The sequence below is a fragment of the Cryobacterium sp. MDB1-18-1 genome, assembly GCF_004402735.1.
GTDB classification, from domain to species: domain Bacteria; phylum Actinomycetota; class Actinomycetes; order Actinomycetales; family Microbacteriaceae; genus Cryobacterium; species Cryobacterium glucosi.
Genome location: NZ_SOFR01000046.1, coordinates 34,070 through 57,887 on the forward strand (window position 1 = coordinate 34,070; position 23,818 = coordinate 57,887).

At 69.5% G+C, this 23,818-nt stretch carries 25 protein-coding genes; 14 read left to right on the top strand and 11 right to left on the bottom strand.

The window, feature by feature from the left end; all coding sequences use genetic code 11:
- Window positions 1–266 precede the first annotated feature (266 nt).
- Window positions 267–1,124 (bottom strand): iron uptake transporter permease EfeU, encoded by an 858-nt coding sequence (efeU, locus tag E3O50_RS11900; protein WP_134559108.1) that lies wholly within the window; start codon window positions 1,122–1,124, stop codon window positions 267–269.
- Window positions 1,125–1,227: 103 nt separating this feature from the next.
- Here efeU and E3O50_RS11905 point away from each other — a divergent pair, with 103 nt between their 5' ends.
- The 4 genes from E3O50_RS11905 (at window position 1,228) to E3O50_RS11920 (ending at window position 5,409) form a co-directional block, all read left to right on the top strand.
- Window positions 1,228–2,367 (top strand): hypothetical protein, encoded by a 1,140-nt coding sequence (locus E3O50_RS11905; RefSeq protein WP_134559110.1) that lies wholly within the window; start codon window positions 1,228–1,230, stop codon window positions 2,365–2,367.
- Window positions 2,368–2,450: 83 nt separating this feature from the next.
- On the top strand, window positions 2,451–2,768 hold the full coding sequence (fdxA, locus tag E3O50_RS11910) for a ferredoxin (RefSeq protein WP_104099174.1): 318 nt from the start codon (window positions 2,451–2,453) through the stop codon (window positions 2,766–2,768).
- A gap of 6 nt (window positions 2,769–2,774) precedes the next feature.
- Window positions 2,775–3,881, top strand: coding sequence for a succinyldiaminopimelate transaminase (gene dapC, locus E3O50_RS11915; protein ID WP_255454132.1), 1,107 nt, complete (start codon window positions 2,775–2,777; stop codon window positions 3,879–3,881).
- A gap of 217 nt (window positions 3,882–4,098) precedes the next feature.
- Window positions 4,099–5,409, top strand: a complete 1,311-nt coding sequence (locus tag E3O50_RS11920) for a citrate synthase (protein ID WP_198413359.1) — start codon at window positions 4,099–4,101, stop codon at window positions 5,407–5,409.
- Window positions 5,410–5,481: 72 nt separating this feature from the next.
- Here E3O50_RS11920 and dapD read toward each other — a convergent pair whose 3' ends face one another.
- On the bottom strand, window positions 5,482–6,462 hold the full coding sequence (gene dapD, locus E3O50_RS11925) for a 2,3,4,5-tetrahydropyridine-2,6-dicarboxylate N-succinyltransferase (RefSeq protein ID WP_134559112.1): 981 nt from the start codon (window positions 6,460–6,462) through the stop codon (window positions 5,482–5,484).
- A 74-nt stretch (window positions 6,463–6,536) separates the two neighbouring features.
- Between dapD and dapE the strand changes: the two genes are divergently transcribed.
- The 3 genes from dapE to E3O50_RS11940 all read left to right on the top strand — a co-directional run bounded on the left by dapE (window position 6,537) and on the right by E3O50_RS11940 (window position 9,243).
- Window positions 6,537–7,664: a succinyl-diaminopimelate desuccinylase gene (dapE, locus tag E3O50_RS11930; protein WP_134559145.1), complete on the top strand. Its 1,128-nt coding sequence runs from the start codon at window positions 6,537–6,539 to the stop codon at window positions 7,662–7,664.
- Window positions 7,665–7,771: 107 nt separating this feature from the next.
- A complete protein-coding gene (locus E3O50_RS11935; RefSeq protein ID WP_134449539.1) occupies window positions 7,772–8,962 on the top strand; it encodes a hypothetical protein in 1,191 nt (396 codons plus the stop codon).
- A gap of 104 nt (window positions 8,963–9,066) precedes the next feature.
- Complete coding sequence (locus E3O50_RS11940; RefSeq protein ID WP_134449540.1) at window positions 9,067–9,243, top strand: DUF3117 domain-containing protein; 177 nt, start codon at window positions 9,067–9,069, stop codon at window positions 9,241–9,243.
- Between the two features lie 93 nt (window positions 9,244–9,336).
- On the opposite strand, the gene E3O50_RS11945 is transcribed toward E3O50_RS11940, so the two are convergent.
- Entirely contained in the window at window positions 9,337–9,969 is a 633-nt protein-coding gene (locus tag E3O50_RS11945; protein ID WP_134449541.1) for an O-methyltransferase, read from the bottom strand.
- Between the two features lie 85 nt (window positions 9,970–10,054).
- Between E3O50_RS11945 and E3O50_RS11950 the strand changes: the two genes are divergently transcribed.
- Window positions 10,055–10,444 carry a Sec-independent protein translocase TatB gene (locus E3O50_RS11950; protein WP_134449542.1) on the top strand — a complete coding sequence of 130 codons (390 nt, stop codon included), beginning with the start codon at window positions 10,055–10,057 and terminating at the stop codon, window positions 10,442–10,444.
- Between the two features lie 24 nt (window positions 10,445–10,468).
- On the opposite strand, the gene E3O50_RS11955 is transcribed toward E3O50_RS11950, so the two are convergent.
- A complete protein-coding gene (locus E3O50_RS11955) occupies window positions 10,469–11,368 on the bottom strand; it encodes a helix-turn-helix domain-containing protein (protein ID WP_134559114.1) in 900 nt (299 codons plus the stop codon).
- A 122-nt stretch (window positions 11,369–11,490) separates the two neighbouring features.
- Here E3O50_RS11955 and ppk2 point away from each other — a divergent pair, with 122 nt between their 5' ends.
- From ppk2 to E3O50_RS11970, 3 genes are all read left to right on the top strand, one after another.
- On the top strand, window positions 11,491–12,324 hold the full coding sequence (gene ppk2, locus E3O50_RS11960; RefSeq protein WP_174774610.1) for a polyphosphate kinase 2: 834 nt from the start codon (window positions 11,491–11,493) through the stop codon (window positions 12,322–12,324).
- A 118-nt stretch (window positions 12,325–12,442) separates the two neighbouring features.
- The gene (locus tag E3O50_RS11965; RefSeq protein WP_241975346.1) at window positions 12,443–12,718 is read left to right on the top strand and encodes an ATP-dependent DNA ligase; all 276 of its coding nucleotides are present in this window, start codon (window positions 12,443–12,445) and stop codon (window positions 12,716–12,718) included.
- A 90-nt stretch (window positions 12,719–12,808) separates the two neighbouring features.
- Complete coding sequence (locus tag E3O50_RS11970; protein WP_134559116.1) at window positions 12,809–13,801, top strand: bacteriorhodopsin; 993 nt, start codon at window positions 12,809–12,811, stop codon at window positions 13,799–13,801.
- 100 nt (window positions 13,802–13,901) lie between these two features.
- Here E3O50_RS11970 and E3O50_RS11975 read toward each other — a convergent pair whose 3' ends face one another.
- Genes E3O50_RS11975 through E3O50_RS11985 form a run of 3 tightly spaced genes read right to left on the bottom strand, consistent with a single transcriptional unit; the run spans window position 13,902 to window position 17,179 of the window.
- Window positions 13,902–15,101, bottom strand: a complete 1,200-nt coding sequence (locus E3O50_RS11975; protein WP_134559118.1) for a P-loop NTPase — start codon at window positions 15,099–15,101, stop codon at window positions 13,902–13,904.
- Window positions 15,091–15,861, bottom strand: coding sequence for a DUF1003 domain-containing protein (locus E3O50_RS11980; RefSeq protein WP_134559120.1), 771 nt, complete (start codon window positions 15,859–15,861; stop codon window positions 15,091–15,093). The genes E3O50_RS11975 and E3O50_RS11980 overlap by 11 nt, the downstream gene beginning before the upstream one ends.
- On the bottom strand, window positions 15,848–17,179 hold the full coding sequence (locus tag E3O50_RS11985) for a CBS domain-containing protein (protein WP_134449548.1): 1,332 nt from the start codon (window positions 17,177–17,179) through the stop codon (window positions 15,848–15,850). Before E3O50_RS11985 ends, E3O50_RS11980 begins: the two co-directional genes overlap by 14 nt.
- A gap of 54 nt (window positions 17,180–17,233) precedes the next feature.
- On the opposite strand from E3O50_RS11985, the gene E3O50_RS11990 reads away from it, so the two are divergent.
- The gene (locus tag E3O50_RS11990; protein ID WP_134449549.1) at window positions 17,234–17,881 is read left to right on the top strand and encodes a general stress protein; all 648 of its coding nucleotides are present in this window, start codon (window positions 17,234–17,236) and stop codon (window positions 17,879–17,881) included.
- 101 nt (window positions 17,882–17,982) lie between these two features.
- On the opposite strand, the gene E3O50_RS11995 is transcribed toward E3O50_RS11990, so the two are convergent.
- A complete protein-coding gene (locus E3O50_RS11995; RefSeq protein WP_174774611.1) occupies window positions 17,983–19,530 on the bottom strand; it encodes an aminopeptidase P family protein in 1,548 nt (515 codons plus the stop codon).
- Between the two features lie 105 nt (window positions 19,531–19,635).
- Here E3O50_RS11995 and E3O50_RS12000 point away from each other — a divergent pair, with 105 nt between their 5' ends.
- Window positions 19,636–20,505, top strand: a complete 870-nt coding sequence (locus E3O50_RS12000; RefSeq protein WP_134559123.1) for a PHP domain-containing protein — start codon at window positions 19,636–19,638, stop codon at window positions 20,503–20,505.
- 171 nt (window positions 20,506–20,676) lie between these two features.
- Here E3O50_RS12000 and E3O50_RS12005 read toward each other — a convergent pair whose 3' ends face one another.
- Entirely contained in the window at window positions 20,677–22,206 is a 1,530-nt protein-coding gene (locus E3O50_RS12005) for a DEAD/DEAH box helicase (protein WP_134559125.1), read from the bottom strand.
- 186 nt (window positions 22,207–22,392) lie between these two features.
- On the opposite strand from E3O50_RS12005, the gene E3O50_RS12010 reads away from it, so the two are divergent.
- A complete protein-coding gene (locus E3O50_RS12010) occupies window positions 22,393–23,139 on the top strand; it encodes a ferritin-like fold-containing protein (RefSeq protein WP_134449553.1) in 747 nt (248 codons plus the stop codon).
- 104 nt (window positions 23,140–23,243) lie between these two features.
- Here the strand turns inward: E3O50_RS12010 and E3O50_RS12015 are convergent, their stop codons facing one another.
- Both E3O50_RS12015 and E3O50_RS12020 read right to left on the bottom strand, forming a co-directional pair.
- A complete protein-coding gene (locus tag E3O50_RS12015) occupies window positions 23,244–23,552 on the bottom strand; it encodes a hypothetical protein (RefSeq protein ID WP_134449554.1) in 309 nt (102 codons plus the stop codon).
- Between the two features lie 7 nt (window positions 23,553–23,559).
- Window positions 23,560–23,784 carry a DUF3107 domain-containing protein gene (locus tag E3O50_RS12020; protein ID WP_134449555.1) on the bottom strand — a complete coding sequence of 75 codons (225 nt, stop codon included), beginning with the start codon at window positions 23,782–23,784 and terminating at the stop codon, window positions 23,560–23,562.
- Between the last annotated feature and the right edge of the window lie 34 nt (window positions 23,785–23,818).

Consider the following 23,818-nt stretch of genomic DNA (forward strand, 5'->3'; position numbering starts at 1 on the left):
GGTGGGGCGGGAACATGGTCCGCGGCGCGGATGCCGGGCGCGCCCGGTGTGCGACGGGCGAGCGAGGGAGCCCGAACCGATTCGAACCGAGCCGATTCGAACCGAGCCGATTCGAACCGAGCCGATTCGAACCGAGCCGATTCGAACCGAGCCGATTCGAACCGAGCCGATTCGAACCGAGCCGANACCGAGCCGATTCGAACCGAGCCGATTCGAACCGAGCCGATTCGAACCGAGCCGACGGGAGTTTTCGGGTTGCGGAGCGATCAGGCGCTTGCCAGCACGGTGTCGGGCAGATCCTCCGTCGAGGTGGTTCGGGTGCGGCCGCGGTGGACTGCGCGGGCGAAGAAGGTGAGCGTGGTTCCGACGTAGGCGACCCAGACCAGGAGTTCGAGCCAGGTCGTCGCGGGGGAGAAGTTGAGCGTTCCCTTGAGCAGGGTGCCGTACCAGCTGTCCGGCGGGATGGCGGCGCTCACGTCGAAGGCGATGCTGTGCAGGCCCGGCAGGACGCCGGCCTCCTGCAGATCGTGCACGCCGTAGGAGAGCACGCCGGCCGCGACGACGATGAGGATGCCGCCGGTCCAGGTGAAGAATTTCGTGAGGTTGATCCGCAGCATCCCCGAGTAGATCAGCCAGCCGAGGCCGGCAGCCGTGACGATGCCGAGGAAGGCGCCGAGGAGCGGCAGGGTGGTCTCCCCGGTCGCCTGCACGGCGGCCCAGAGGAACAGCGCCGTTTCGATGCCCTCCCGGCCGACGGCGATGAAGGCGACGACGACGAGCCCGATGCCGGAGCCGAGCAGGGACTTGTCGATGCTGCCGCGGAGGTGGCTCGAGAGGGTGCGCGCGGTGCGGAGCATCCAGAACACCATCCAGGTCACGAGCCCGGTTGCGGCGATCGAGAGCAGTCCGCCGATCGTCTCCTGGGCCGCGAACGAGAGGCCGTATGTGCCGTAGGTGAGCAGGGCGCCGATGGCGAGCGCGAGGAGCACGGCGAGTCCGACGCCCGCCCAGATTCGCGGCAGAACGTCCTTCCGCCCGATCTTGACGACATAGGCGACGAGGATCGTCACGATGAGTGCGGCTTCGAGGCCCTCACGGAGGCCGATCAGATAGTTTGCGAGCACGGTTTCCTGGTCTTCGGGAGCGGTTGAGTTTGGTAAGGCTATCCTTACTCGAGCGACTCTACCGGCGGTCGGCCGCGAATGTCCAGTTATTATTCTGAGGTGGGTGTCCGCCAATCCGACCCTGGGGAGCTCATCGATGGTCATGTCCGGCAGTGCAGAACGCATCGTCTTCGTGCACGACCGTCCCGGCGACGAGGCCTGGTTCACCGGCGGGACCATTGCCCGCCTGCGCGGCGATGACGCAGGGGTCGTCGTGCTCTTCGGCGCCCGGGCGCCGGGTGACACCGGTGACAGCACCTCGGGGGCGAGCTCCGATGTGCGTGCGGCACTCTCCGCACTCGGCGTCAGCGACTGGCGTGTCCTGCCCCCTTCGACAGACCCCGCCGCGGCCGTGCGCGCCGTGCTCGACGAGGTCCGGGCGACGGCGATCGTGATCGGCGCCCGCAGCGAGCTGCTCCAGGCTGCTGCAGTGGATGCCGCGCACGCCTCCCGGGTGCCGGTCTTCGTGAGTCGCGGGGTCACCGAGGCCATCGGGCAGCGGATCGTCGCGATCGACGTCAGCGACCACATCGAGCAGAAGCTCGCCGCCCTCTCCGCATACCCGGACCGCTGGACCGTTGACGGACGCGTCGTGACGGCCGTCCGTCCCGGGGACCCCGCCGGGTCGGTCACGGGAACCGAAACCTACCTGCGGGCCATACCGCCGCCGGCCGCGCCCGCAGGCCGGGCCGCGGCATCCGCCGTTCAGGCACCGCAGCCCGGAGCGGACCCGGAGGGCGCGGCGAAGCAGCCGTCCCCGGCGGACCCGACAGACCCGGCGGACCCGGCGGACCCGGCGCCGGCCGGCGCCTTCGCGACCGGAGCGCTGCGCGCCGTCGCGAGCCTCTTCGCTCTCGCCGCCGGCGTGGTCTTCGGGGTGCTCGGCACGGTGGCGCACCAGGCCACACTCGTGCTCGGCCCCGTGACCCTGCCCGTCGGCCTCGTTCTCGCGACACTGGCTGCGAGCGCCCTCCTCGTCGGCCTCCGGCTCGTGCTCGACGACCGGGTGGTCGTGCTCGCGTGCACGATCGGCCTCGTCGGATCGATCTTCCTGTTGTCGCTCAAGAGCACGGGCGGTTCCGTGCTCGTGCCCGCCGGACTGGCCGGCACGCTGTGGACGGTGCTGCCGACCCTCGTCGCCTCGCTCGTGCTGGCCTGGCCGCGGCTCCCGCAGCGAAGGGGCCGGTCGGGCCAGGGCGCCTGAGCCACGACGCCTGAGCCACGACGCCTGACCCGGGGCGCTTGACCTAGACTGGACGTTCAGCTCGTGAAGGGAGCTCCCCGCTCGTGACCTATGTCATTGCCCTGCCGTGTGTCGACGTGAAAGACCGCGCCTGCGTGGACGAATGCCCGGTCGACTGCATTTACGAGGGCGACCGTTCCCTCTACATCCACCCGGACGAATGCGTCGACTGCGGCGCCTGCGAACCGGTCTGCCCCGTTGAGGCCATCTACTACGAGGACGACGTCCCCGAGCAGTGGGCCGAGTACTACAAGGCCAACGTCGAATTCTTCGATGACATCGGGTCTCCCGGCGGCGCCGCGAAGGTCGGCGTGATCCACAAGGACCACCCGATCATCGCCGTCCTGCCCCCGCAGGTCTGACCGGTCGTGCTCAAGCCGCTCCCTGACTACCCGTGGGACCAGATGGCACCGTTCGCGGCCCAGGCCCGCGCGCACGCCGACGGCATCGTCGACCTGTCGATCGGCTCGCCCGTCGATCCGACCCCGGACGTCGTGCGCACCGCCCTCGCCGCGGCAACGGATGCCCACGCGTACCCGCAGACCGTCGGCACGCCTGAGCTGCAGGCCGCGATCGTCGACTGGTATGCGCGCCGTCGCGGGGTCGCCGGGCTGACGCCGGCCAACGTGCTCCCCACGATCGGTTCCAAGGAACTCGTCGCCCTCCTGCCCTTCATGCTCGGCCTCGGCGAGGGCGACACCGTCGTCCACCCGCTCGCGGCATACCCCACCTATGCGATCGGCGCCGCGATGGCCGGATGCGACGCGTTCGCCTCCGACGACCCGGCCGCGTGGCCGGCAACGACGAAGCTCATCTGGCTGAACAGCCCGGGAAACCCCGACGGCCGCGTGCTGTCGGTGTCCGAGTTGCGTGCCGCCGTCGCGCGCGCGCGGGACCTCGGGGCCGTCATCGTGTCCGATGAGTGTTACGCCGAGCTCGGCTGGGCGGGACCCTGGGCGTCCGAGCCGATTCCCAGCATCCTCGACCCGCGCGTGATCGGCACCGACCGGCGCAACGTGCTCGCGATCTACTCCCTCAGCAAGCAGTCCAACATGGCCGGCTACCGCGGCGCCTTCGCGGCCGGCTGCGCCGACGTGCTCGCCCGCGTGCTCACCGTGCGGAAGCACGCCGGCCTGATGCTCCCGCAGCCGCTCCAGGCCGCGATGGTGGCCGCCCTCGGCGACGACTCCCACGTTGCGGCCCAGCGTGAACGGTACCGGGGCAGGCGAGCCGTGCTGCTGCCGGCGATCGAGGCCGCCGGGTACCGGATCGACAGGAGCGAGGCCGGCCTCTACCTGTGGGCGACGAAGGGGGTCGACTGCTGGCAGTCGATCGCCGAACTCGCCGGCCTCGGCATCCTCGCCGGACCGGGATCCTTCTACGGGGACGGGTACCCGCAGCACGTTCGATTCTCGCTCACGGCGACGGATGAGCGCATCCACGCAGCCGCCGCTCGGCTCCGGTCGCTAGAGTAGCAACTGCCCACGGTGTACCCGGAGCGGGTAACATCGACATTCTTGTGGCACTCCTCCGGTGAAACTGCCGAAAGTTTGGCGGATGCAACAGTAGGTGGTGGGGCCGATTAGGCTGTATCCGCTTGGACGTCTCTAGCCACACCGGTGTGCCATGGCGGCCACCCCCAGTCCGTAAGGCAGTGATTCAGTGACACTCAGTGATATTCAGGGAGGCGCCGTGAGCGACGTCGTACAGCGAACACCGTCCATCGACCCCTTGGGGGCGACGCTCGCCTTCCCAGGGGGCATCGCCGAGTTCCCGATCGCCCACGGGACCGAGGGCCCCTCCGGCATCGATATCTCGACACTGACCCGGCAGACCGGGCTCGTCACCCTGGACTCCGGCTTCGTGAACACCGCGGCGACCCGTTCGGCGATCACGTACATCGACGGCGGCAAGGGCATCCTGCGCTACCGCGGCTACCCGATCGAACAGATCGCCCAGAACTCCAACTTCCTTGAGACCGCGTGGCTGCTCATCTACGGCGAACTGCCGAGCGCAGGCGAGCTCGAGGCCTTCGACAAGCGCATCCGCAAGCACACCCTGCTGCACGAGGACATGCGCCGCTTCTTCGACGTGCTGCCGTTCAACGCGCACCCGATGTCCGTGCTCGCCTCCGGCGTCTCCGCGATGGCCGCGTACTACCAGGACTCGCTCGACCCGAACGACCCGGACCAGGTCGAAATCGCCACGATCCACCTGCTCGCCAAGCTTCCGGTCATGGCGGCGTACGCCCACAAGAAGAGCGTCGGGCAGGCCTTCCTCTACCCGGACAACTCCCTCGGCTACGTCGACAACTTCCTCAAGCTCATCTTCGGGACCCTCGCGGAGCCGTACGAAGTCGATCCCGTGGTGAGCAAGGCGCTCGAACGCCTGCTGATGCTGCACGAAGACCACGAGCAGAACGCCTCGACGTCGACCGTGCGCCTCGTCGGCTCCACCGAGGCCAACCTCTTCGCCTCCGTGTCCGCCGGCATCAGCGCTCTCTCCGGTCCGCTGCACGGCGGCGCGAACGAGGCCGTGCTCAAGATGCTCGGCGAGATCAGGGCCTCCGGCGAGAGCGTGGAGAAGTTCGTCGAACGGGTCAAGAACAAGGAGCAGGGCGTGCGCCTGATGGGCTTCGGCCACCGGGTGTACAAGAACTACGACCCGCGCGCGACCCTCGTCAAGGAGAGCGCCGACGAGGTGCTCGCCGCCCTCGGCGTCAAGGACGACCTCCTCGACATCGCCAAGGAGCTCGAGCACATCGCCCTCAACGACGACTACTTCCGCGAGCGCAAGCTCTACCCCAACGTCGACTTCTACACCGGCGTCATCTACAAGGCGATGGGCTTCCCGACGAGCATGTTCACGGTCCTCTTCGCCGTGGGCCGCCTTCCCGGCTGGGTCGCGCACTGGCGCGAGATGAACGCGGACCCGACGACGAAGATCGGCCGCCCACAGCAGTTGTACACGGGCTCCCCGGCCAGGGACTTCCCCCGTCGCTAGCTGCACACCCGCAGAACGACGGATGCCCGGCACGCGATCGCGTGCCGGGCATCCGCTTTCGTCGGACCAGAGTCAGGCGTGCAACTGCTCGTTCAGGACGATGCCGTTCCCGCTGCGGGCGAGAACCTCGACGGCGCCCGACATCGAGTTGCGTCGGAAGAGCAGGTTCGGCACCCCGGACAGCTCGACGGCCTTCATCGTCTGCATGCGGCCGTCCGCGGTGCGCGGCTGGTCGGGCAGGGATACCTTCGTGCCTGCCGTGACGTAGAGGCCGGCCTCGACGACGGAATCGTCGCCGATCGAGATGCCGATGCCGGAGTTCGCGCCGAGCAGGGCGCGTTCACCGATGCGCACGCGCTCGGTGCCGCCGCCGGACAGGGTGCCCATGATCGAGGCGCCGCCGCCGATGTCAGCGCCGTTGCCGACGACGACCCCCTGCGAAATGCGCCCCTCGACCATGGAGACGCCGAGGGTGCCCGCGTTGAAGTTCACGAAGCCCTCGTGCATGACCGTGGTGCCGGGGGAGAGGTAGGCGCCGAGGCGGACCCGCGAGGCGTCCGCGATCCGCACCCGGTCGGGGGTGACGTAGTTCAGCAGCGGCGGGAACTTGTCAACGCCGCTGGCCTGGATGCCCGCGCGCTGCAAGGCCGGGCGCAGCCGGTCGAAGTCGGCGGGCAGCATCGGGCCGGCGTTCGTCCACACCACGACGGGCAGGTGGCCGAAGATGCCCTCGAGGTTGATGCTGTTGGGCCTGACGAGCAGGTGCGAGAGCAGGTGCAGCCGCAGGTAGGCATCCGCAGTGCCGGCCGGCGGCGCGGTGAGGTCGATCTCGATCGTCACGGTCTCGAGGCGCACGGCACGCCGCGGGTCCGCCCCGGCGAGTTCGGTGACCGAGGCGGGCACGATCCACCGGTCGCGGCCGGCGGGCAGCGAGCCGAGCAGGGGAGCGGGGAACCAGGTGTCGAGGACCGTGCCGTCCTCGGCGACGGTGGCCAGGCCGTAGCCCCAGGCGGTGGTGGGGACGGCGGACTGCGGGGACTCTGTCTCGGTCATTCCTCTAGATTAGTAGGGTGCCTTCGACCCCCCAGCCCGTGTCCGTGCCCGCATCCCCGCCGGTGAACCCGTACGTGAACCCCGCACCGGATGCAGCGGGCGCCCGCCGCGCCGGCCAGCTCGACCTCGCCGCGTCCTCCGTTTCGATCACGCAGGCGATCTGCGACATCGAGTCCGTCTCCGGTGATGAGACCCCCCTTGCGGACGCCGTCGAGCAGGCGCTCACCGGATTCGCGCACCTCGAGGTCATCCGCGACGGTGACACGGTCGTCGCGCGCACCCGCCTCGGCCGCGACCGGCGGGTCATCATCGCCGGCCACCTCGACACCGTCCCGGTCAACGACAACCTGCCGACCCGGTTCGAGACCGTCGACGGCGTCGAGCACCTGTGGGGCCGCGGCACGGTGGACATGAAGGCCGGCGTCGCCGTTCAGCTGAAGCTCGCCGCCGAGCTCACAGACCCCGGCCTCGACGTGACCTGGATGTGGTACGACCACGAGGAGGTCTCCGACGAGCTCAACGGCCTCGGCCGGCTCGCCCGGAACCGCCCCGACCTCTTCGAGGGCGACTTCGCCATCCTCGGCGAACCCAGCAACGGCCAGGTCGAGGGCGGCTGCAACGGCAACCTGCGGTTCGAGGTGCGCACCCACGGGCTGCGCGCGCACTCCGCCCGCAGCTGGGTGGGCGAGAACGCCATCCACAAGGCCGCCCCGATCCTCGCCATCCTCGCCGGCTACGAGCCTCGCGCCGTCGAGGTCGAGGGCCTCGTCTACCGGGAGGGCCTGAACGCCGTCGGGATCAGCGGCGGCATCGCCGGCAACGTCATCCCCGACGAGTGCATGGTGCACATCAACTACCGCTTCGCCCCGAGCCGCAGCTCCGCGGAGGCCCTCGAGCACGTGCGCGAACTGTTCGCCGGGTACGAGATCACCGTCGTCGACCGCGCGGAGGGCGCGCGCCCGGGACTCGACGCCCCGCTCGCGCAGGAATTCCTCGCCTTCGTCGGAGCCGAAGCCCGGCCCAAGTACGGCTGGACGGACGTCGCCCGGTTCTCCGCCCTCGGCATCCCTGCCGTCAACTACGGGCCCGGCGACCCGCTCAAGGCCCACGCCGACGACGAGCGCGTCGCCGTGCACCAGATCACGGACTGCGAGGTCGCCCTCCGGTCCTGGCTGACCGCCACCCCGGGCCGGAAGCTCTAGCCGTGGCCGCGGAGGCCCCGCCTCGTCCTCCGAGGGGGAGACCGCCGCGCTCGCTGCGCGGGACGTCGCCAACGCCGCGGGTCCCACCGTCCCAGGCGCTGCAGCGGATGCTGCCGGCCCGCTGGCGGGCCCGCGCCCGGCTGGCCCCATGGTGGGCCGGTGTCGCCGGCATCTGGGTGCTGTCCCGCGTTGTGACGACCACCCTCGTCCTGATCCTGGCGCGCGTCCAGGGCGCGAACCCGTGGACCGGCGCCAGCCCGGGGTACTTCGACTTCGCCAACATCTGGGACGCCCGCTGGTACAACATCGTCGCCGTGTCCGGCTACCCGGCGGTGCTGCCCGTCACGAGCACCGGCCACATCGGCGAGAACGCGTGGGCGTTCCTGCCCGGTTACCCCGCCGTCGTGCGCGTCCTGATGTTCCTCACCGGGGCGCCGTGGGCGCCGGCCGCCGTGGTCGTCTCGCTCGCCTTCAGCCTCGGGGCCACCCTGGTCTTCTACCGGCTGATGCTGCGCGTCCAGGGCCGCGGCACCGCACTGTTCGCCGTCGTGCTGTTCTGCGTCGCGCCCCTGACCCCGATCCTGCAGTTCGGCTACGCCGAGGCGATGTACCTCTTCTTCCTCACCCTCGCCCTCCTGCTGCTCCTCGAACGGCGCTACGTGCTGCTGTTCCCCGTGGTCGCGGTGATGGCGTTCACCCGGCCGAGCGGCCTCGCCTTCGCCCTCGCACTCGGGTTCCACATCGTGCATCGCTGGCTGACCCGTCGCAGCGACCCGTTCCCAGCGGCAGAACGCCTCACCGCTGCATCCGTCACCGTCTTCAGCGCCCTCAGCGGCTTCGCCTGGCCGCTCATCGCCTGGATCGCGACCGGCTCGGCGACCGCATACACCGACACCGAGCTCGCCTGGCGGTCCTCGTACATCGGTTACCAGGAACTCGTGCCCTTCACAGCCTGGTTCCAGGGCGGGATCTGGTGGCTCGGCACACCGCTCGGCATCGTCGTGGTGCTCGCGCTCGTCGTCGGCTTCGCCGTCCTGCTGTTCACTCCCGCGGTCCGCCGGCTCGGCGTGGACCTGAGATTCTGGCTCGCCGCATACGGGCTCTACCTCTTCGCGGTCTTCTTCCCGCAATCGAGCACCTTCCGGCTGCTGATGCCGATGTTCCCGGTGCTCGGCGCGATCGCGCAGCCGAAACGGCTCTGGTACCGGATCGGGATCGTGGTGCTGTGCGTCCTCGGCCAGTGGGGGTGGCTGCTGATCTGCTGGGGCGTCGACGGTAAGGACTGGACGCCGCCCTAACCGTGCGCGACCGCCTTCGTTACCCGCCCGGACCTCGTGAATTTTCGTCTCGGGCCGCGATGGTCGATAATAGAAGTTCAGACGAATGAGTGGAAGGGGAGTTCATGGCGGCCATGAAGCCACGGACCGGAGACGGGCCAATGGAGGCTGTAAAGGAGGGGCGCCTGATCATTGTGCGTGTTCCGCTCGAGGGCGGAGGACGACTCGTCGTCTCTGTGAACGACGCGGAAGCCAAGGAGCTTCACGATGCACTCGCCGGCGTAGTACGCCCGGTTGCCTAGCGTCGGAGATCACGTCTCCACCTCGTAACCGAGGAGAATTACGGATCGGCCGTGCAGCCCTGCTGCACGGCCGATCTTTTTCGTGCCGTTGCGCTACGCGCGGAGCTTGGTGATCTGCAGCAGGCCGTCGCCGACGGGCGACAGGGCGCTGATCACGGCGGTCGAGCCGCTGATCTCGCTCAGCAGGGTGCGGAAGCCGGTGGCGACCTCGTCGCGCTGCGCCGGGTTCGCGACGCGGCCGCGCCAGAGGGCGTGGGCCACGAGCACGGTTCCGCCCGGCCGGGCCAGCCGCAGCCCGTGCTCGACGTATTCGATGACCGACTGCGGGTCGGCGTCGATGAAGACGATGTCGTACGAGTTCTCGTTCATCCGGGGGAGGACATCCGCTGCCTTGCCCGTGATCAGCCGTACCCGGTTCGCCGGGATCTTCGCCTCCGTGAACAGGGCGCGGGCGTGCTGCTGGTGGTCGACCTCGGTGTCGATCGAGGTGAGGGTAGCCCCTGGCGCCCCGGTCAGGAGCCAGATGCCGGAGACGCCGGCCCCCGTGCCGACCTCGAGGATGCTGCGTGCTCCGGTCGCTGCGGCGATCACGGCCGACTGGGCACCGACCGCCGGGGAGATCGCGTCGATGCCGAGCTCGAGCGACTGCTGGCGCGCCCGGATGACGGCCTCGCTCTCAACGACAGAGTCGTCGGAAAACTTCCAGTTCAAATCTTTGTCAGACACGGTGCAACTCCAGTTTTGTATGGGTCCAGCTTAAGGGGGCTCCCCGCCGGTCGGCGGAGGCCCCGCCGCGCGTTATCCTCAACCTATGCTTGGTTTGACGTTCGAGAAGCTCCTCCTGGTCGGGATCGTCGCCGTCTTCCTGCTCGGACCCGAGAAGCTTCCCCACTACGCGGCCCAGCTCGCCCGGCTCGTCCGGCAGCTCCGGGACCTGGCCAACGGCGCCAAGGAACGCATGCGCGACGAGATGGGCCCCGAATTCGACGACGTCGACTGGAAGAAGCTCGACCCGCGCCAGTACGACCCGCGCCGGATCATCCGTGAGGCCCTCATCGAGGATGAACCGGTCAAGGAGCAGTCCGCCGTCGTGTCCCGGGTGTCGCCGAACCCGAACGGCGCATACCTGTCCAGGAAGCGGGCGAAGGAGAACGCCCTCGCGCCGGCGGAACCCGCTCCGTTCGACTCGGAGGCCACGTAGCAGCACCCGACAACGGCCGTCCGCTCAGGCACGGGCCTGCACGGGCCGTTCGGCGCCGAGCTGCGCCGCGAGAGCGTTCGCCGATGCGCGCAACCGCAGCGTGAGCGCGCCGAGTTCGGCTGTCCCCCACTCCCCGATCACGGCGACACCGAGGGCGGCGATCACGCCGGGCGCCCGCACCGGGACCGCGAGGCACGCGTTGCCGTGGGCCGCTCCCTGGTGCGTGCCGCGGGCATCCGCCGGGCGGGGGAGCGTGACCGTGCCATAGAGGTGCGTTGCCGTGTGTGTGCCGGCGGCCGTGCCCGCGTTCGTCACGCTCGCCGGGCCTGCCAGGTGCGCAGCGTTCGAACCGTTTGCGGCGTATGCGGCATGGGCAGCGTGCGCGGCGGGGATGCCACGGGCGTCTGGCGCCCCCGGCGCGGCGTGGGCCCCCGGCGGACGGCCGTGCGCGGCGAGGAAGTCGGCGCGCTGCTCGCGGCTGAGCTGGGAGAGGATCTGGCGGCCGAGTGCGGAGGCGTACGGGCTGGCGCTGAGCCCTGTCCACGGCTCGGATCTCGGGGTGCCCGCGGCGTCGACGATGTCGATGAGGCCCACCCTCCCGTCGCTGAAGCGCGCGAGGTACGCCGTCGCGCCGTTCTCCCCGGCAACCTGGCGGAGGGTGTGGCGCACCCGGGCGAGAAAGACGCCGGCGTCTGCGTCGCGGAGGCTCGGGAACCGGAGCCCGAGGACGAGGCCGTCGGGCTCCGTGCCGAGATAGCCCTCGTGCACGAGGGTCCTGGTCAGGTTGTACGCCGTGCCGAGGCTGAGCCCCGAGGCCTGGGCGACCGCCTTGACGGGCATCGGCCGGGGGGCGCCCGAGACGATGTCAACGATCCTCAGGGCGCGCTGGACCGAGGAAATGAGGGTGCGGTGTTCCAGCGCCATCCCGCTCCTAACCTGTCGCCCGCGACTGTTCGGAACAGGATAGACAGACTCGCCCGCGCCGGATAGAGCCATCCGGGTCGTTCTGGCTCCTAGGCTGTCATCACGCGAACGAAAGGTCGGGGATGGCGAAGAAGAAACCCACACCAGGCAGGATCCGCAAGGCCGAATACAACGCCGAGCTGCGCAGGCTGCAGACGGAGCTCGTCGCCATGCAGGAGTGGGTGCGCGAGTCGGGCGCCCGCATCGTCGTGATCTTCGAGGGCCGCGATGCTGCGGGCAAGGGCTCGGCCATCAAGCGGGTCACGGAGTACCTGAATCCGCGGATCGCCCGGATCGTCGCGCTGCCGGTGCCGACAGACCGTGAGCGTGGCCAGTGGTATTTCCAGCGGTACATCGAGCACCTGCCGTCGACGGGGGAGATGGTGCTGATGGACCGCTCCTGGTACAACCGGGCCGGCGTCGAACGCGTGATGGGGTACTGCACCCCCGACGAGTACCGCCGGTTCCTGCACCAGGCGCCCCTCTTCGAGCGGATGCTGGTCGAGGACGGGATCCTCCTCGTCAAGTATTGGTTCTCCGTATCCGACCACGAGCAGGAGGCCCGGTTCCGCTCGAGGCTCAAGGACCCGATGCGTCGCTGGAAGCTCTCGGAGACCGACCTGCTCTCGATCACGAAGTGGGTGGACTACTCCAAGGCCAAGGATGAGATGTTCGTGCACACCGACATCGCCGAGGCGCCCTGGTGGGTCGTCGAGAGCGAGGACAAGCTCGCGGCCAGGCTCAACATGATCAACCATCTGCTCTCGATCGTGCCGTACGAGCACCGTGAACCGCCGCGGGTCTCGATTCCGCATCGGCCGCAGGGCGCCGACTACGAGCGTCCGCCGCGCGAACTCAACCGCACCGTCCCCGACCATGCGGCTACGCTCGGTGGAGCCGGTGACGCGTCCGGATAGCAGCTGCTAGGCGGCGGGGGATTCGTCCGTTAGAGTAAGCCATCCGGAGGGGGAGCTCATGGGTACGTTGTTGTACGGCAGTCCAGGAATTGTGGTCAGTTTTGAGGATCGTGCCCTGATGCACCTGCAGATCGTCATTACGACGAAACTGCGGCGCAGGGAGGGCTTCATTTTTTCGTGGACGGAGTCGGCCGATGACGAGACCGAGAGCGGGCGCAGCGCCATCTGGCTCGATGCCAGCAGCACACTCTATTACCGCTATTCGGTCAGCCGGGTGCCGAACATCAACCGGGACTGGATCGAGCGGCTGATGGTGTCGGCGAACAGCGCGGGCGGCCTGTTCTTCTCCGTGGAACCGCCGCCGGTCGTCCCTGTCCTGAAATCACGATCCTGACACTCGTTCCACGACCGTTCGCTCCTGGCTCTCCTGCTCGTTCCTGACGCACTCACGTTTCGAAGACACCGTCGCTGATGAAGGGTATCCGTGTTAGTCCGATCCCTGGCCGCCCCGTGGGAGGCCGGACTCTCCCCGGCCCAGTACCAGCTCATCTGCTATTTCGTGGGGATGGGCGCCCTGTGCTTCTTCGTGGGTTTCCTGCGGGCCTGGGTGACCCGGGGGGAGGTCGGCGCCCGGTACCGGACCGCCGTTGTCGCGCGGCTCGGCATCATGAGCGCCATGTTCCTGTCCTACCTCGTCCTCCTGTCCGGTCTTCTCTTCGGGTATACCCGTGAAGGCGCGGAGTTCGTGCCCAACGGGCTTGCGCTCCTCACCTTCGGCGTGCGCTACGTCGAGTGGTCGGTTGCGGTTCCCCTCGTCGTCATCGAGCTCCTCGCCGTGTGCGTCGTCCTCGGCGGCGTGGCCCGGCGCATCCGCCTGATCGCGATGGCCGGCGGTTTCTTCATGGTGTTCCTGGCGTACCTGGGCGCGATCGTCGCCTCGGGGGGCACGGATGCCGCCGCGCTCGTCGGGTGGGGGATCGCCGCCGGAGTGTTCTGGCTGGCGACGACGGCCCTGCTCGCGAGCGTGGTGCGGCGCTCCCTGCCCGTGCTCACGGTGGATTCGGCCGCACTGCTGCGCTCCGCGACCATCCTGCTGCTGTCCTCGTGGGCGGTGTACCCGATCGTGTACGCGATGCCGCTCGTCGGCTCCGGTGGGACGCTCGTCGTGGTCATGCAGATCATGCTCACCGTCGCCGACATCGTCGCGAAGATCTGGTTCGGCGGCGTGCTCCACCGCGTGGCCAAGCTCCGGACCGCGGAGGACGTCCGTGCGGGCCGTGACGTTCACCCGGAGGCGATCTGGATCTCCTCGGTCAAGCAGTCCGATGCCGGCAAGCCGCGGGAGGTGTACCTCGCCGCCGGTGCGGCCGTGCACGTGCGGCGTCCGCAGCCGCCGACGAGTACGGCCGCGCCGACCTCGCAGCCCGAACTGTTCGCGGACCCGCAGCCCGAGCTGTTCGCCGACCTCGAGCCCTAGCGTCGTCCCGACCTTGAGGTGTCGCACATCGACGTTCGCGGGCCGTGTGAACGTCGATATGCGACACCTCACGCCCGGGCGCGCGGCGCGGTGACCGGCGTTATTTGAGGGAGACGCCGAGGCTGCGGCCGGAGAGGCCGCGGGCGCGGGAGAACAGCCGCTCGGCGACCGCGTCGATCGCGAGGGCCGCCGGGTCGAGCGGGTCGCTCAGCACGACCGGGCGACCGTCGTCGCCGCCGGTGCGGAGCGGAACGCTGAGAGGGACGCTCGCCAGGAGCGGCACCGGCGTGTCCTGGCCGGCCGAGAGTCGCCGCGCGACCTCGGCTCCGCCTCCGGCGCCGAAGAGCTCGAGCAGGCTGCCGTCGGGCTGGAGGGCGCCGGACATGTTCTCGATCACGCCGAAGATGGTCTGCCCGGTCTGGCGGGCGACGACGCCGCTGCGTTCGGCGATGTCCGCCGCGGCGGGCTGCGGGGTCGTCACGACGATGACCTCGGCCTGGGGCAGCAGCTGACCGATCGAGATCGCCACGTCGCCGGTCCCTGGCGGGAGGTCGAGCAGGAGCACGTCGAGGTCGCCGAAGTAGACCTCGGTGAGGAACTGGGTGATCGTCCGGTGCAGCATCGGCCCGCGCCAGGCGACCGCGACGCCGCCGTCCTCCACGAACATGCCGATCGAGATGACCTTCACGTCGTAATTGATCGGCGGCAGGATCATGTCGCCGACCCTGGTCGGTTTGACCGCTGTCCCCTTGGCGCCGTCGACGCCGGGCGTGACGAGGCCGAGCAGTCCGGGAATGGAGAAACCGTAGACATCCGCGTCGACGACGCCGACCTTGAGGCCGCGGCCGGAGAGCGCGACGGCGAGGTTCGCCGTGATCGTCGACTTGCCGACGCCGCCCTTGCCGCTCGTCACGAGGTAGACCCGGGTGAGGGAACCCGCACCGAACTGCGTCGTGCGCGCGGCCGCGCCGCCGCGGAGTTTCTCGGTCATCGTGCGGCGCTGCTCACGGGTCATCACGCCGACCGACACGGTCACGTGTCCTGGACCGGCGACGGACTCTGCCGTCTCGAGCACGTCCCGTTCGATCTGGCGTGCGGCGGGGCATCCGGCGATCGTGAGCAGCAGGTCGACGGTGGTGTGCCCGGTCCCGGTGTGCACCCCGGCGACCATGCCGAGCTCGGTGATCGGCTTGCGGATCTCCGGGTCGATCACCCGGGAGAGCGCAGCGCCGACCCTGGCGTCGATCCCGGCGGGGTCGGCGGTTGCCGTACCCGGTGCCAGGGGCGAGTCAGCGGCCAATCGGGGGTCGCTCCTCGATGGTCCTGGCGGATGCCGGGGGTGAGGCGGGCGTTGCCGGTGCGGCTGATGGTGCGGGTACGGCTGACGCAGCTGGTGCGGTTGTGGGTTCGACGCCCCGTGCCGTCGCCTGCGCCGTGGCTGTTGCCCTGTCCTGGCCTGCCTCGCGGTCGTGGTCGTGGTCGTGGTCGATTTCCCGCTCGCGGTCGCCCTTGCGGGAGCGTTTGCGGCTGCGCTTCTCCTCGTCCTCACGCTGTTCGAGGTTCTCGAGCAGGGCGCGGAGTTCGCTGCGGAGGAAGTCGCGGGAGGCGAGGTCCTTCATGCCGAGGCGGAGGGCGACGACCTCGCGGGCGAGGTACTCGGTGTCGGCGAGGTTGCGTTCGGCGCGCTGCCGGTCCTGTTCGAACTGGACCCTGTCGCGGTCGTCCTGACGGTTCTGCGCGAGCAGGATCATCGGGGCGGCATAGGAGGCCTGCATCGAGAGCACGAGGGTGAGTGCGATGAAGCCGAGCGCGACGGAGTCGAAGCGCCATGCGACGGGGGCGAGGGTGTTCCAGCCCATCCAGAAGAGAACGAAAAGCGTGAGCCCGAGCAGGAACCACGGGGTGCCCATGCCGCGGGCGATGGCCTCTGTCAGCCGGCCGAAACGGTCGCTCGACGGCCGGTCGCGGTTGCGATTGCGGTTCCTGGTTCGCGACAGGGGAGCGACGCGCAGGCCCTTGGGCGAGTCGAGGCGCTGATCCGAGCGATCACTTCGGGCCATTGCCGGTCCTCCGTCCGTGTGGCAGCGGGATGCTTCCCGTCTTCAGCTCGCTGCGGGCGGCTGCCCGGCGGCGTACATCGTCATTGCCGTCGTGACTTCGCCAGTCGTCTGGCAACAGGTAGTCGAGGACATCGTCAATTGTCACCACCCCGACGAGTCGGTGGTTGTCGTCGACAACGGGAACGGAGACGAGGTCGTAGCTCGCGAGGATCCGGGTGACCTCCGCGGCCGAGGTGTCTGCGGTGACGGGGTCGAGACCCTGGTCGAGCAGCGTGCCGAGGCGCTCGTGCGGCGGGTAGCGCAGCATCCGCTGGAAATGCACCATGCCGAGGAAACGGCCGGTCGGCGGCTCGTACGGCGGGAGGGTGACGCAGATCGCAGCTCCGAGCGCTGGCGCGAGGTCGTGGCGGCGGATCAGGGCGAGGCCCTCTGCGACGGTCGCGTCGGCGGAGACGATGATGGGCTCCGTCGTCATCAGGCCACCGGCCGTGTCCGGCGCGTAGGTGAGCAGGAAGCGCACGTCGTCGGCTTCCTCCGGCTCCATCAGGTCGAGCAGCTGCTCGCCGTGTTCCTCAGGCAGCTGGGCGATGAGGTCGGCTGCGTCGTCCGGTTGCATGTGGTCGAGCACGTCGGCGGCGCGGGCGTCGCCGAGCCGGGTGAGGATGGCGACCTGTTCGGTCTCCGGCATCTCCTCGAGGACGTCGGCGAGGCGGCCGTCGGGAAGCTCGCTCGCGACCTCGTGCATGCGCTCGGGCGGAAGGTCGAGCATCGTGTTGGCGAGGTCGGCGGGCTTGAGGTCGGAATAGGTCGCGATGAGCTGCTCGGCGGACTGGGCCTGGCCGACGGTGGTCTTCTCGCGGACGTCGCTCCAGGTGGCGAACGTCGTCGCGCCCTTCGCGAAGAGGGACACGCTCGCCTTGGGACGGCGGACGAAGAGCTGGGCGATCTCCCAGGCTCCCTGCTTGGTCTCCTCGATCGACACGTCCTCGACGGTCGCCTCGCCGGAGCCGTCGTTGAAGATGACCTCGCGGCCCAGGAGCTCGGCAATGACGCGGACCTCGCCGCCGCGCTGTTCGAAGCGGCGCACGTTGATCAGGCCGGTCGTGATGATCTGGCCGGAGCCGATGCTCGTGACCCGGCTCATCGACACGAAGACGCGGCGCTTGCCCGGGATTTCCACAATGAGTCCGACCGCGAGGGGCGGATCGTCTTTTCGGTAGACCACGAGCACGTCACGGACCTTGCCGACGCGGTCGCCCGCGGGGTCGAAGACGGAACACCCGGCCAATCGGGCGACGAAGACTCTGGTGGCAGTCACGTTACAAATGTAGGCCACCTGCGGCCCTTCGGCGTGCTGTGGAAGAATGGCGGCATGAGCAATCAGAACCCTTTTGGCAATCGCGGTCCGGCCCTGTTCCCCGTTTTACCCAAGGGCGAGGTGCTCGCGACCTATGAGACGTATGCCGAGGCGCAGGCCGCAGTCGACACCCTGGCGAAGGCTGATTTCCCGGTCAAGCAGCTCTCAATCGTCGGCAACGACCTCAAGACCGTCGAGCGGGTCACCGGGAAACTGACCTGGGGACGCGTCGCCCTCGCCGGTGCGGCCTCCGGCGCCTGGCTCGGAATCTTCTTCGGCCTGTTGTTCTTCATCTTCTCGCCGACCGGGGCTGGACTGCCCTTCGTCCTCGCTGCGGTGCTGATGGGCGCCGGATTCGGGATGCTGTTCGGTGTTGTGAGCTACGCGCTCAACCGCAGGCGCCGGGACTTCACCTCGACGATGCAGGTGATGGCGAGCAACTACCAGATCATCGTCGAGGCCGCGCTCGTGAACAAGGCGCGCAACCTCCTGCACGGCACAGTGGAACCCGTCGCGGTCAGGTCCGTCGATCCGGAGCCTGCCCAGCCGGAGCCCACGGCCCCGGCGGCCCGTCCGGACCAGCCTGCCCCGCCGTACGGCCAGTTCGCCCCTCCGGCGGTCACGCCCGCCCCGGAAGCCTCGCCCACCGCATCCACCGACTAGCCGCAGCTCCACAGCCCACGCAGGCTCGCGAAGGCGGGTGAATCGTCGGTTTGACCTCGTGAGAACGACGATTCACCCGCTTTCGCGGCGGGTGAGGCGGGTCAGGCGGTGAGAGAGGCGATCCAGGCCTCGACGTCGTCGGCGGTGCGGGGGATGCCGACGGACAGGTTTTCGGCGCCCGTCGCCGTGATCAGCACGTCGTCCTCGATGCGGACACCGATGCCGCGGAACTCGAACGGCACGGTGAGGTCGTCCGGCTGGAAGTACAGGCCCGGTTCGATCGTGAAGATCATCCCGGCCTCGATCACGCCGTCCAGGTACATGTCGCGCCTGGCCTGGGCGCAGTCGTGCACGTCGATGCCGAGGTGATGGCTCGTGCCGTGCACCATGTACCGGCGGTGCTGCCCGTTCTCCGGCTTGAGCGCCTCCTCGGCGGTGACAGGGAGCATGCCCCACTCCGCGGTCCGGCGGGCGATGACCGCCATGGCTGCGGCGTGCACCTCACGGAAGATCGCGCCGGGCCTGGCCACGGCGAACGCGGCATCCGCTGCCTCGCGCACGGCCTCATACACGCGACGCTGCACGGGGGAGAAGGTGCCGTCGACGGGGAGGGTGCGGGTGACGTCAGCGGTGTAATAGCTGTCGACCTCGATACCCGCATCGAGCAGGATCAGGTCGCCCGGGTTGAGCGGGCCGTCGTTGCGAGTCCAGTGCAGGATGCACGCGTGCGGGCCGGAGGCCGCGATCGTGTCGTACCCGACCGCGTTCCCGTCGGAGCGGGCGCGGGTGTTGAAGACGCCCTCGACGAGGCGTTCGCCGCGTTCGTGGGCGCTCGACCGGGGCAGGTCGCGAATGACGTCCTCGAAGCCCCGCCCGGTGGCCGCGATCGCGAGGCGCATCTGGGCGATCTCGTAGGAGTCCTTCACGAGGCGCAGCTCGGACAGGTCGCGGGCGAAACGGTCGTCCGTTTCGTGCTCGCCGTTGACCTCGAGGCTGAACGGAGTGTTCGTGGCGTTGTCGCCGAGCACCTTGTCCGCGGCGAAGCGGAGGCGGCCCTCGTCGACGGCCACGGTGAACGCCGGGTCTGCCTCGCGGATGACGAGCGTCTCGGAGTCGACGACCGTGAGCACAGAGTCGAGGTCGGCGATCCCGCGCACGGTGATGGCGAGGTCGCTCGCCACCTGGGCGATGGAGGGGCGCGGGCCGATCCAGAACTCGCCGATGTCCGCGTTGGCGTAGAACTCGTCGGAGTCGCGTCCGGCGCGCTCACGGAAGTACAGCGTCGCGTCGTGCCCGGTCGTCGTCGGCTCGAGCACGAGCACGGCTCCGGGCTCGGCGTCGCTGCCCCAGCCGGTGAGGTGCGAGAAGGCGGAGTGGGCGCGGAAGGCGTAATCGGTGTCGTTCGAGCGCTGCTTGAGGCGGCCGGCCGGAACGATGAGGCGCTGCCCCGGGTACATCGCGGACACGCGAGCACGCCGTGCCGCTGCGAACGGCGCCTGCTCGCGGGCCGGCGGAAGCGTGTCGACGCGCTCGGCCCAGCCGCTCGAGATGTAGGACTTGAAGCCGTCCGACCCCGGCGTCGTCGAACGGTTCTCGTTCGGGCGGGGCTTGGCGGTGACGGTGGGCACGGTTTCGGTGGAATTGGCCATGGCCCCATTGTCCCATTGCCCGCTGGATCTTCGGCGAGAGCCGCCGGGGCGAGGGGAGGGCGGGCACCGGGCGGTGGGCGGTCCGTGCGCAACTAGCATGGGGTCATGGCAGGCGAACGGCAATTCAGGGGTCCCATCGACCTGCACGCGCACTCGAGCGTTTCAGACGGCACGGAGACCCCCTCCCAGCTGGTGCGGGCCGCTTCCGCCGCTGGTCTCGGCACCGTCGCGCTGACCGACCACGACTCCACGGCAGGCTGGCACGAGGCGGCCGCAACTGCCCGCACCGCCGGCATCACGCTCATTCCCGGAATGGAATTCAGTACTCGGGTGTCGTCTGCGAGCGTGCACCTGCTGGCATATCTTTTCGACCCTTCGGATGCCGGAATCGTCGCGGAGACAGCGCGGGTGCGGCAGGCCCGCCTCGTCCGCGCCGAGGAGATGGTCGAGAGGATCGGTGTCGACTACGCCCTCACCTGGGATGACGTTCTCGCGCAGACCACACCGGATGCGACGGTGGGCCGCCCGCACATCGCCGACGCCCTGGTCGCCCGGGGCTTCGCCCTCACTCGGAGCGAGGCCTTCGCGGGCATCCTGCACTGGGAGTCCGGCTACTACCAGCCGCACTACGCCCCCGACCTGCTGCGCGCCGTCGGCCTCGTCGTCGCGGCGGGGGGAGTGCCGGTCATAGCGCACCCCGCGACCCGCGGAGCGGGCGACGTCATCCCGGAGGCCAGGCTCGCCCGCCTCGTCGAGGCGGGGCTTTTCGGGCTCGAACTCGAGCACCGCGAGAACAAGACGGCCGCGAAGGCGCGGCTCTATTCGCTCGCGACCAAGTACGGTCTCGTCGTCACGGGGTCGAGCGATTACCACGGCGAGGGCAAACCGAACCGTCTCGGGGAGAACACCACGACGCCCGAGGTGCTCGACCGCATCCTGCAGCAGGCGACCGGCTCGGAGCCCGTCTTCGCCTAGGGCCCGCTGAGGTGTCGCAGATCGAGGTTCGCGCGCTGCGGGAACCTCGATCTGCGACACCTCAGCGAGCTACCCGCCGCGGATGCTGTCGGTCGCGGCACGCAGAAGGGCGCGCCCGCAGAAGCGGGCGCGCCCTTCTCTGTCGAAAGTGGCGGCTGGAGGCCGGAGCGGCTAGTTGACGCCGCCGGCCGCAGGAGCCGAGCGACGCGAACGGCTGCGTCGGCGCGGTGCGCTGTTGCCGTCGTGGTGCTGGGCTCCGCCGCCGTCGTGGGTGCCCGCTGCGGGGGTCACAGCAGGGGCGTCGGGGTTGGTGGACTGGCTGACACGGGTGCGGGTGCGTGCTGCAGCCGAACGGCCGGCGTCTGCGGTGCGACCCGAATCCGAGCGTGCCCCGTCTCCGCCGCGGCCCGATCCGCCGGAGCGGCCGGCGCCGCCGGTGCGCCCGGCGCCACCGGAGCGACCGTCCGAACGGCCGGAGTCGGAGTGACCGCTTCCCGCGGCGTGCTCGCGCACGGGCGAGATGCGCAGGCGCCCCTTCGAGCCGACCGGGATGTTGAGGTCGGAGTACAGGTGCGGTGAGGACGAGTACGTTTCGACGGGGACCGGAACGCCGAAGTCGAGTGCGGTGTTGATCAGCGTCCACTTGTGCATGTCGTCCCAGTCGACGAACGTGACCGCGATGCCGGTCTTGCCCGCGCGCCCGGTGCGCCCGACGCGGTGCAGGTACGCCTTCTCGTCCTCGGGGATGGTGTGGTTGATCACGTGGGTGACGTCGTCGACGTCGATTCCGCGAGCGGCGACATCCGTTGCGATCAGGATGTCCTTCTTGCCTGCCTTGAACGCGGCCATGGCGCGTTCGCGCTGGTCCTGGTTGAGGTCGCCGTGGACGGCGGTCGCGTTGAAGCCGCGGTCGCCGAGTTCCTCGACGAGCTTGGCGGCCGCGCGCTTGGTGCGGGTGAAGATCACGGTCTTGCCGCGGCCCTCCGCCATCAGGATGCGGCCGATGACCTCGTCCTTGTCCATGCTGTGGGCACGGTAGACGATGTGCTGGATGTTGGCCTGCATGAGGCCTTCGTCGGGCTCCTGCGCGCGGATGTGGATGGGCCGGTTCATGAACCGGCGGGCGAGGGCCACGATCGGGCCGGGCATCGTCGCGGAGAAGAGCATGGTGTGCCTGGTCGACGGCGTCTGGGCGAAGAGCCGCTCGATGTCGGACAGGAAGCCGAGGTCGAGCATCTTGTCCGCCTCGTCGAGGACCATCTCGCGCACGTTGGCGAGGCTGAGCAGGTGCTGGCTCGCGAGGTCGAGCAGGCGGCCGGGGGTGCCGACGACGATCTGGGCGCCGGCCTTGAGCTGCTCGATCTGGCCCTCGTACGCCTTGCCGCCGTAGATGGACACGATCTTGGTGTTGCGGTTCTGCGAGGCCATCTCGAGGTCCTCGCTGACCTGCACACACAGTTCGCGGGTCGGGACGACCACGAGCGCCTGCACGCCGGGCTCGGGGTCGAGTCCGAGACGCTGGATGAGGGGGAGGCCGAAGCCGAGGGTCTTGCCGGTGCCGGTCTTGGCCTGGCCGATGATGTCCTGCCCGCTCATCGCGAGCGGGATGGTCTGGAGCTGGATCGGGAACGGCTCGAGGATGCCTTTGCTGGCGAGAGCGTCAACCAGGTCCTGGTCGATATTGAGTTCGGAGAAAGTCACGAAAGTTTGCCTGTCATTAGCTGGAAACGAAAGATGCGCCCGTCTTCTGCCTCGGGCACCAGCCACCGATCCACGCCGATGGCTTGTCTCACCTTACCGGGAGCTGTCTGGGAAGCAGCCGAAGCCACGCGGGCGCGGTCGGTGTCGGGCCGCGCGGATGCCGCAGCTCTGTCCTAAGCTGGGCTGGTGTTCTCCTGGTTTGATGGGCGCGCCAAGCGCGTCGAGATTATCCCCCGGCTCACCACCCGGGGGGAACGTCCATCGACCACGAAAGTGGACATCAAGGACCTCACCCCCGAACTGCTCCCGTTCCTGGGCCAGTCCGCATACTTCGAGCTCGGCGTCTTCGAGAGCCTCGCCCGCGCCGTCGCGATCGCGCCGGACCTCGCCGCCAAGCAGGCGCTCAGCACCGCCGCTGGGCGCGCGCTCTCCAAGCACCAGGGCCTCGTCGCCGAGATCCGCCGTCGCGGAGCGGAACCCGCCGACGTGATGGCGCCGTTCGTACCGGCCCTCGACGCCTTCCGTGCCGAGATCAGCGGCGCCGACTGGACCGAGCTGCTGCTGAGCTGCTACCTCGCCGGGGGCCTGCTCGACGACTTCTTCATCCGGCTCTCCGACGGGCTGCCCGGTGAGGTCGGCCCGCGGGTCGCGCACCTTCTCGGCGAGGATGCCGGGACCGCGATCCTCGCGACCCAGCTCGCGGCCGCGATCGCAGCGGATGCGCCGCTCGCCTCGCACCTGGCCCTCTGGGGCCGCCGGCTGGTCGGGGACACCCTGCTCATCGCCCGCTCCGCGCTCGCGTTCGCGGGCACGCCTGACCCGTCCGGCGTCGTTCTGGCAGCCGGTCCCACCGAGGAGCGCATCGAGCCGGTCTTCACCGAACTGATCGCCGCGCACACCCGGCGAATGGACGGCCTCGGCCTCACCGCCTGAGCATGCGGCGGTGAACCCGCGTTCGAGCCCGGGCGGTGCGCCGCTGCGCGGGTGGCGCACCGCACGCGCAACGGCGGAACACTCGCGCTCGGCGCGAGGGAAGCCTAGGCGCGGCCCGGGCGACCGGTGCGCATCAGCTCGTGCAGCATCCGTGCGTCACCGTCGACGCGTGAGCGCGCGAGGGTCGTGCCTGCCGCGACGGATGCCCCGCCGGCGATGATGAGGGTGGCCCACCAGATCCAGCCACCGTCCCAGGCCCAGCCGAACCACGTGAGTGCGACCCAGACGACCATGGCGACGATCGTGCCGATCGCGGGCAGCAGCACGGCACCGTGGTTCGTGCGCCCGGGCAGCGCGTACCGTGCCGCGAGGCCGAGGACGGCCCCGCCGAGCGCGGCGAAGAGGAGTTCCATGCCGGTGTTACGCGACGAAACCGACGCGACGGGACTCCTCGGAGCCCAGCTCGACGTAGGCGAGGCCGATCGTCGGGACGATGAACACCCGGCCCTTGCTGTCGGCGAGCTTGAGGTACCCGGTCGAACCGGAGAGGGCGGCGGCTACCGCTTCCTCGACCTCGGTCGCGGCCTGCGACGTCTCGAAGCTGATCTCACGGGGAGAGTTGAAGATGCCAATGCGGATATCCACCAGATGCGCCTTTCGTTGCCTAAGCGCCCAGATT

Excerpts from the sequence above, each read along its gene's own strand:
- dapD (WP_134559112.1), bottom strand. The coding sequence starts at position 6,462 with ATGACCGAGACAGAGTCCCCGCAGTCCGCCGTCCCCACCACCGCCTGG.
- E3O50_RS11935 (WP_134449539.1), top strand. The coding sequence starts at position 7,772 with ATGCTGCCGGCCCGCTGGCGGGCCCGCGCCCGGCTGGCCCCATGGTGG.
- E3O50_RS11940 (WP_134449540.1), top strand. The coding sequence starts at position 9,067 with ATGGCGGCCATGAAGCCACGGACCGGAGACGGGCCAATGGAGGCTGTA.
- E3O50_RS11950 (WP_134449542.1), top strand. The coding sequence starts at position 10,055 with ATGCTTGGTTTGACGTTCGAGAAGCTCCTCCTGGTCGGGATCGTCGCC.
- E3O50_RS11955 (WP_134559114.1), bottom strand. The coding sequence starts at position 11,368 with ATGGCGCTGGAACACCGCACCCTCATTTCCTCGGTCCAGCGCGCCCTG.
- ppk2 (WP_174774610.1), top strand. The coding sequence starts at position 11,491 with ATGGCGAAGAAGAAACCCACACCAGGCAGGATCCGCAAGGCCGAATAC.
- E3O50_RS11965 (WP_241975346.1), top strand. The coding sequence starts at position 12,443 with ATGCACCTGCAGATCGTCATTACGACGAAACTGCGGCGCAGGGAGGGC.
- E3O50_RS11980 (WP_134559120.1), bottom strand. The coding sequence starts at position 15,861 with ATGGCCCGAAGTGATCGCTCGGATCAGCGCCTCGACTCGCCCAAGGGC.
- E3O50_RS11990 (WP_134449549.1), top strand. The coding sequence starts at position 17,234 with ATGAGCAATCAGAACCCTTTTGGCAATCGCGGTCCGGCCCTGTTCCCC.
- E3O50_RS11995 (WP_174774611.1), bottom strand. The coding sequence starts at position 19,530 with ATGGCCAATTCCACCGAAACCGTGCCCACCGTCACCGCCAAGCCCCGC.
- E3O50_RS12000 (WP_134559123.1), top strand. The coding sequence starts at position 19,636 with ATGGCAGGCGAACGGCAATTCAGGGGTCCCATCGACCTGCACGCGCAC.
- E3O50_RS12015 (WP_134449554.1), bottom strand. The coding sequence starts at position 23,552 with ATGGAACTCCTCTTCGCCGCGCTCGGCGGGGCCGTCCTCGGCCTCGCG.